We start from the raw sequence: 6,733 nt of genomic DNA, 5'->3' as shown, positions 1-6,733 counted from the left end.
AACAAAAACAGTTGGCTACGTTCCGCTTCGCTCCACATTATAGCCAACCATTTTTGTCCGCTTAAGTGGGCGTTATGCGTACTATGAAAACTCTGCTGATTATCATTACTATTGCTCTACTAACCGCATGCACATCTGTGCATGATGTATCGAATGTTTCACCTTTTCAAACGAAAATTGGTGCAAAAACACTTATTGTAAATGCTTTTATTTGTAAAGTTGATGAGCGAGGTTCGTTTGCAAAAGGCTTACCCAAGTATCGTATTATTAAAAATAATGGTTTTGAGAAATGTCCTTTAGGAGAGCACATCACTTCACTCCAAAAGGGTGAAGTAGTTCACATTACTTCTGCTTCACATCGTTCACATTGGGGATTATTCCATAGCGATCATTGGTATTTAGTTGGCTCGGCTATTGTAAATGGTAAAAAGCATAATTTTTACAATTACCTTGGTTTAACAACCAATGGTTTACCACCAGACCGAGTCGAAACAGTAGTGTTGTGGTAAATACGCATAACAGTTGGCTACGTTCCGCTCCGCTTCACATTTTAGCCAACTATTTTTGTCCGCTTAAGTGGGCGTTATGTTTTTCAGAGGTTGTTTTGAGTAAAAAAATAGACTATTCAAAATACTCCCTAAAAGAGCTATACGAAGCTTTGGACAGCATTGATAGTGAAAAATTTCCTGAGAACTACAGACAGCTTAAAGATGAGCTTTCTAAACCAGAAAGGTCTAATGATGAAGTTCTCAGCGAGTTAGAAGCTGAAATGGGCAACCAAGAAAGTGATTTCAAATCTTACTTCATAATTGCTGTCGGGGCGTTTTTTGTTCTTTGGGGCTTTTTGGCAGAAGAAAAAGGCATCATTCATAAACATAGAAGCAAAGAAGTATTAGTTACATTGGCAGATAACCCAGATAAATTTTATTTTCACGTTTATTTAGCTGCAGGAATTGGAATATGTTCAGTAATTTTTGGAGTGTATTTGCTAGTCAGAAACAGCAAAACATGACAAGGCGCTTAACTCGTTCCCTGCGGTCACTGGGGCAATAACACTGCGGTGCTGCGCACTTTACCGCAGTATTATTGTCCGTTAGGTTCAAGTTGTATTTACATGGAAGTTTATGCGTAAAATTCTCTTTCTATTAATTTTCGTTTTGTCTGGATGTTCAAACTACAAACTTGCTCCCATCAAATCCAATGACGACTTTTATGTTTTAATGCCTGAAGTAGTCGACTCGATTGTTTATCTCAATGTATGCGAAGCTCAATCTGAGAAATGTGATTTAATCAGAACTGGCGCATCCCATGTTCATTATTGGGGAGTTGATTGGTTTAAAGAGTCAAACATAATTATCCTATATTCTTCGGATATAGGCATTTATGCGTGGGCTGAATCAGATTCTTGGAACAAAGTTGAAGTTACTCAGGAAATGAATAATTACGCTAATAAAATTTACGAAGAGTTAAAAAGGTAAATATAACAAGCGCATTAAGAAATGGGACTGCTAACAGCTTGCTCAGTTCCGTTTCGCAACACATTTTAGCAAGTTATTATCAGCCCCTTATGCGGTTGTTGAGGCAGTAGGTTTACTCATTTTTTAAAAAATAGCCAGTTGGAGTTGTTCTACAGTCTCGTTATGTAAAATGAAGGATTGAGGAAATAGTATGACATTGGAAGAACTAAGAGCGGACTTTGAATGGTCTGCTAAACGATCATTATCTATGCCTATAGCGGGAGCTATTTATTGGCTTGTGGTGGCAATAGTATCAACTAAGGTTCCTGTTAGTGCGGGCCTGTTAGTGTTACTTTTTGGTTCAGGGTTAATTTTTCCAATTGCTTTATTGATATCAAAAATAACCAAAGAAGCTGTCTTCTCTTCAAAAAATCCTTTGGCAAAACTTATGGGCGCTTCTGTCTTAATGGTAAATTTGTTATGGGCAGTCCATATACCATTATTTTTATATGCTCCTGAGTTCCTAACTTTGAGTCTTGGTATTGGTTTAGGTTTGCATTGGGTAGTGTACTCGTGGATTATTCAACACCCTTTAGGGCTAATTCATGCGGGGTTACGTACTGCGTTAATTTTAGTTATGTGGTTTTCATTCCCAGAATCACGTATTTTGGCAGTAGGCGTTTCTATTGTTTTTGTATACTGTTTAAGTATTTGGCAAATGATAAGCAGACCATTACCACATAACAATTTAAGCCAGAAGGGCGGCGCAAGCGACGCCTCATCTTAAGGCATTATGTTTCATCGCAGGGTCGGTTTACACTCTGAATACTGTCAAGGAGAGACAAATGAATATTATTCCATTATTTGGCGGGGTTATTTTTAGCGCGCTAGGCATTTATGTATGCTACGACTACCGACGCTTCAACAAGAACGCACTTAAGATTAAAGGCAGAGTTCTTCGTTATGAGGAATACATTACTAAAGATACTGATAACATTAAGAGGAAAGCGTATAGGCCATTCTTTGAGTTTACAGTTAATGGCTCTACCTATGTTGTTAAATCTAAAACTTCATTTCATTCTAAAATCATTCCCGTAGGTCATTATGCAGATGTTTTATACCACAAAGGTGATGAAGAAAATGCTCGTCTAGCTGAAGGTAATGGTGCGGGGTTAGGTATTTTATTTATAGCCCTCTCCTTACCAGCATATTATTTTGGGTTGTATCATTAACATATATGTTGTTACTTTGAAAAGAATGAAGCATAACAATGCATTTAACAGAACAATCTCCCTCACCCGTTTTAGTGGACACCTCCTCATCAATTTCAGGAAAATAAAATGTTTAGATTTACTCACCTAGAAAAGGCCAATGGGGTCTGGGTCAATAGGTCAAATTTTAACTTTATATATTAATCCTCAGTTGTCCGCTCACAGAGAGAGCTTGGCTTGGAAGGGAGCTCAAGATTTTAAGCTAATGGAATAGGCAACAGCCTGATAGGTTACCTTTAGGGAACTTCTAGTGTTTATAAAAGCTCAATATAAATAAACTCTGTGGTAAACGTAAAAAGCAGATACTCGCACAAGTATCTGCTTTTTAAAGTTTTAGGCGTTAATTAAGCTTGAGGTTTAATTAAGTACTTCTCGCCGGTAGCTTGTTTAGAATAAGCGGCAATTGATTGTAAATGTAATACCTCAGCTAATGACACTTCGTGCGTGTAGTTGCTCGCAAAAGTAGTTGTTATTTCATCGGCAACGCGTTTGCGCATTTTTATTACAGTTTCAGTGCCTAACTTACCTAAGGCATTAAATAGTAAAAAGCCACTTACAGCCCATGCAAAACCGAAATTACGATTAAGTGTAATAGGGCCGCGATCTAATGCGCCGTAAATATAAGCTTGTTTAAATGTGTCTGAACCATACAGGCTGTGCTCTTTCATATCGCGTGCGGCCGCTACTTCCATACAGTTTAGTATATCGCTTGTTAATTGGCCGCCACCAATTGGGTCAAACGAGATAGTTGCACCGGTTTCGATTATTGCAGCTGTTAGGTCAGCAAGAAAAGTGTCGCTGCTTGAGTTTACAACGTATTTAGCACCCATATTACGCAGTAGGGTTTCTTGCTCTGTTTTGCGTACAATATTAATTAAATCAACGCCATCGGCAATACAAATACGGTTTAACATTTGCCCTAAATTAGAAGCCGCAGCTGCATGAATAATTGCTTTATGGCCCCCGGCGCGCATGGTTTCTACCATGGCTAGTGCAGTAAGTGGGTTTACAAAAGATGATGCCCCCTCTTTAGCGGTAGTGCCTTTTTTTAGTTCTAAACAGCTTTGTACCTTGGTGCATAAATACTGACGATAAGTACCACCACCAATAACAGCCACTGTTTTACCCATTAATGCTTGTGCCGCAGGCGACGTACCCGTTGCGACTACAGTGCCTGCACCTTCATTACCAACAGGAATGGCTTTACCTACGCGTTTTTCAAGCGACGGCATAAATTGCGCGGGTACGTTGGCTGTTATAACAGGGTTTTGATCAGTACCGGTTTGTTTTGCTGCGCCCATATCGGCTGCGCTAAATAGCACACCTAAATCAGACGGGTTTAGCGGTGCGGCTTCTATACGTACAACTACTTCGTCGGCCTGTGGTGTTGGCATATCAATATTTTTTAAAGCAAGCGTTAGGGTGTTGTCGTTGTTAATTGTTGAAGTAAGTTGTGTATTTGTATCTGTCATAATACTGTTCCTATAAATTGAGAATGGGTAGCGTATAGCGTAATTACTTGCTTTGAGCTGCCTGTATTTGTGCTGTTACCTTTTGCATAAACTCAGGCATATTTGCTTGGCGATCTGCCTCTATTTGCTGTGCAATAGTCGACTGGCTCATTTTTGCTTGCCATTCTTTCATACCAGGGATTTCGGCCAGTACATCCCAATTAAGCTCTTTTGGAGCAAACGCGTTCACAACGGAATTTACGTAGTAAACGTAAATATCTGCCATGGTGAATTGTTCGCCAGCTATCCACGGCGAAAAATGCGTTAATTCGCAAAACGCATTTACGCCACGCTCTAATAGTTGGCGTACTTCGTTTTTAATTTGCTCTGGAGTAGGTGAGCCTGAAAATACATATGGGATTAAGCGCCTGCTTGGTAATTCAAAGTAAAGCTCACTTATTTTCATTATTTGGCGAACAAAAGCGCGCTCGGTTGAATCTTCAGAGTATAGCGCCTTGCTTGGGTAGGTTTCCTCAAGGTAGTCGCAAATAACACTCGACTCTGCAATATTTAGCCCATCTGTTGTAGTAATGGCGGGCACTTTACCCATTGGGTTAATTGCTAAAAATGGCTCATCGTTGTTGTATATAAGGTGCTCATTAAATGGCAGTGCTTTGTGTAAAAGTACGTGCTTTATTAAGTTGTAATAGTTGCTTGACGCAAAGCCGTGCAAAGTAATCATAATTTAGTCCATGTTATTAGCTTTATTTTTGTGCCATAAGGCATTACTAAAGTGTGTAATACGTTAAATTTATTATTACTTGTTTTAATTGATGCATATATAGCAGAAAATGCGAATCAGCTTTGTCTTTTAGGCAATAATTGGTGTGTATGATGGAGGTGCAATGTGGATCAGCTTAAAGCTATACGGTATTTTATTAAGGTGGTTGATACAGGTAGCTTTACCAAAGCCGCAAAAGAGTTTGGTGTACCGCCCTCGTCGTTATCGCGCCGAGTGGCTGATTTAGAAAAAAGCTTAGGTGCCACGCTTTTAAAGCGCTCTACCCGTATTGTTAAACTCACAGAGGTTGGACGCATTTATTACAACGATGTGCAGCAAATATTGGGGCAGCTAGCACAAAGCCACGAAACAGTTAAAAGCTACCAAACAACGCCTATGGGTCGGTTATCTATAAGTTGCATGGTTGGGTTTGGCGACAAAATTTTAATGCCATTGCTTGATGAATTTAGTGCTTTGTATCCGCAAATTATATTAGATGTAAGCTTAAGCGATGAACTTTCAACCCTGGGGCGGGACGATGTTGATATAGCTATTCGCGGGGGATATGCACCTAACGAGCGTGTATTAGCAATTAAGCTAATGGATAATGAGTTTATACCTGTTGCGTCGCCAAGTTATTTAAAAGAGTACGGGGAGCCTACTCATGTTTTAGAATTAAAAGACCATGTTGGGCTTTATTATAAAACGCCATCGGGCCCTACGCCGTGGTTGTGTAAAATAAACGAGCAGTGGCACGACGTATCTGCACCTGCTATCGCTATTTCAAATAATGGGCCTTGGCTTGCTAAAAAAGCGTGTAATGGTGAGGGTATTTTAATGTCGACCCGATGGGCGCTTGAATCGTATTTGGGGTCGGGTGAGTTAAAAGAGCTTAAATTTGAGCATACGTTAGCTATCACCCAAAATACAAAAATGGCGGTTTATTTACTGTATCAAAAACAACGCTATTTAGTGCCTAAAGTTAAAGCTGCTGTGGATTTTTTAGTACAAAAATTACAAGTTATTAATAATGAAGGGGGATAATAGGGAGTATAGAAGTAGCAACCGTATCACCGCATTTATATTTAAAGTTGCATTTAAAATCACTCTTATTCACTCCGCACTCCACATTGGGTATAGTTAAACAAATTTTTTTATAAAGTATCCTTATGATTAAAAAATTAATTTTATTATGCGCCTTAAGCATGCCATTGGCAGCGTGTGCTGACGATGTTGCGCCATTTTCAGGTGAGATAAGCGCGCAGGCTTTAATAAACGATTACGATAAATTTAGCGAATATTACACAACGTTTACCCCTACCTCTAAAGATATTGCGTTAATGCAAAAGCTTAAAGGTAAAGAGCTAGTTGTTTTATTTGGCACTTGGTGTCACGACAGCCACCGCGAAGTACCTAAACTCATTAAACTTCTTGAACAGTCAAAAGTTGAACTGGCAAGTGTTAACTATGTGGCAGTGGGTTACAACAAACGAGACGATGCAGGTATTGCACAGGCTCATGATTTAAAATACACCCCTACATTTATTGTTAAACAAAATGGTAAAGAGTTGGTGCGTGTGATTGAAAAACCCACGGGGTCATTGGCAGAAGATTTAACACAGGGTCTGTAAGGGTTATGTGAGCATTAACCAACAATTTTATTTATAGTTAAAATGGATATTTATGAAGTGTAAAAAGTGTAAAGCAGGGATTACTTCACCTGTAGTTAAAACGACAAATCTTAACGGGACTCCAATCGCGTCATCATCTTGC

Annotated in this window: 9 protein-coding genes; 7 read left to right on the top strand and 2 right to left on the bottom strand. The window is 39.2% G+C overall.

Features of this window, described 5'->3' with window-relative positions:
• Positions 1-83 precede the first annotated feature (83 nt).
• From R0J88_RS18090 to R0J88_RS18070, 5 genes are all read left to right on the top strand, one after another.
• Positions 84-509, top strand: a complete 426-nt coding sequence (locus tag R0J88_RS18090) for a hypothetical protein (RefSeq protein WP_410900628.1) — start codon at positions 84-86, stop codon at positions 507-509.
• A gap of 95 nt (positions 510-604) precedes the next feature.
• Positions 605-1,012: a hypothetical protein gene (locus tag R0J88_RS18085; protein WP_010556052.1), complete on the top strand. Its 408-nt coding sequence runs from the start codon at positions 605-607 to the stop codon at positions 1,010-1,012.
• 112 nt (positions 1,013-1,124) lie between these two features.
• Positions 1,125-1,478: a hypothetical protein gene (locus R0J88_RS18080; RefSeq protein ID WP_006793547.1), complete on the top strand. Its 354-nt coding sequence runs from the start codon at positions 1,125-1,127 to the stop codon at positions 1,476-1,478.
• 190 nt (positions 1,479-1,668) lie between these two features.
• Positions 1,669-2,244 (top strand): DUF7010 family protein, encoded by a 576-nt coding sequence (locus tag R0J88_RS18075; protein WP_410900627.1) that lies wholly within the window; start codon positions 1,669-1,671, stop codon positions 2,242-2,244.
• A 58-nt stretch (positions 2,245-2,302) separates the two neighbouring features.
• Positions 2,303-2,689 carry a hypothetical protein gene (locus R0J88_RS18070; protein ID WP_410900626.1) on the top strand — a complete coding sequence of 129 codons (387 nt, stop codon included), beginning with the start codon at positions 2,303-2,305 and terminating at the stop codon, positions 2,687-2,689.
• 383 nt (positions 2,690-3,072) lie between these two features.
• On the opposite strand, the gene R0J88_RS18065 is transcribed toward R0J88_RS18070, so the two are convergent.
• On the bottom strand, positions 3,073-4,200 hold the full coding sequence (locus tag R0J88_RS18065; RefSeq protein WP_410900625.1) for a zinc-binding dehydrogenase: 1,128 nt from the start codon (positions 4,198-4,200) through the stop codon (positions 3,073-3,075).
• 43 nt (positions 4,201-4,243) lie between these two features.
• Positions 4,244-4,921 (bottom strand): glutathione S-transferase family protein, encoded by a 678-nt coding sequence (locus R0J88_RS18060; protein WP_243534470.1) that lies wholly within the window; start codon positions 4,919-4,921, stop codon positions 4,244-4,246.
• 165 nt (positions 4,922-5,086) lie between these two features.
• Here R0J88_RS18060 and R0J88_RS18055 point away from each other — a divergent pair, with 165 nt between their 5' ends.
• Together R0J88_RS18055 and R0J88_RS18050 are read left to right on the top strand one after the other, a co-directional pair.
• Complete coding sequence (locus R0J88_RS18055; RefSeq protein ID WP_410900624.1) at positions 5,087-6,004, top strand: LysR family transcriptional regulator; 918 nt, start codon at positions 5,087-5,089, stop codon at positions 6,002-6,004.
• Between the two features lie 125 nt (positions 6,005-6,129).
• Entirely contained in the window at positions 6,130-6,591 is a 462-nt protein-coding gene (locus tag R0J88_RS18050; RefSeq protein WP_033035240.1) for a thioredoxin family protein, read from the top strand.
• Positions 6,592-6,733 lie beyond the last annotated feature (142 nt).

It is taken from the genome of Pseudoalteromonas sp. SIMBA_162 (assembly GCF_046535955.1).
Taxonomy (GTDB): domain Bacteria; phylum Pseudomonadota; class Gammaproteobacteria; order Enterobacterales; family Alteromonadaceae; genus Pseudoalteromonas; species Pseudoalteromonas marina.
This window is presented reverse-complemented; position numbering and strand designations above follow the sequence as displayed.

Excerpts from the sequence above, each read along its gene's own strand:
- R0J88_RS18065 (WP_410900625.1), bottom strand. The coding sequence starts at position 4,200 with ATGACAGATACAAATACACAACTTACTTCAACAATTAACAACGACAAC.
- R0J88_RS18070 (WP_410900626.1), top strand. The coding sequence starts at position 2,303 with ATGAATATTATTCCATTATTTGGCGGGGTTATTTTTAGCGCGCTAGGC.
- R0J88_RS18090 (WP_410900628.1), top strand. The coding sequence starts at position 84 with ATGAAAACTCTGCTGATTATCATTACTATTGCTCTACTAACCGCATGC.
- R0J88_RS18075 (WP_410900627.1), top strand. The coding sequence starts at position 1,669 with ATGACATTGGAAGAACTAAGAGCGGACTTTGAATGGTCTGCTAAACGA.
- R0J88_RS18050 (WP_033035240.1), top strand. The coding sequence starts at position 6,130 with ATGATTAAAAAATTAATTTTATTATGCGCCTTAAGCATGCCATTGGCA.
- R0J88_RS18080 (WP_006793547.1), top strand. The coding sequence starts at position 1,125 with ATGCGTAAAATTCTCTTTCTATTAATTTTCGTTTTGTCTGGATGTTCA.
- R0J88_RS18060 (WP_243534470.1), bottom strand. The coding sequence starts at position 4,921 with ATGATTACTTTGCACGGCTTTGCGTCAAGCAACTATTACAACTTAATA.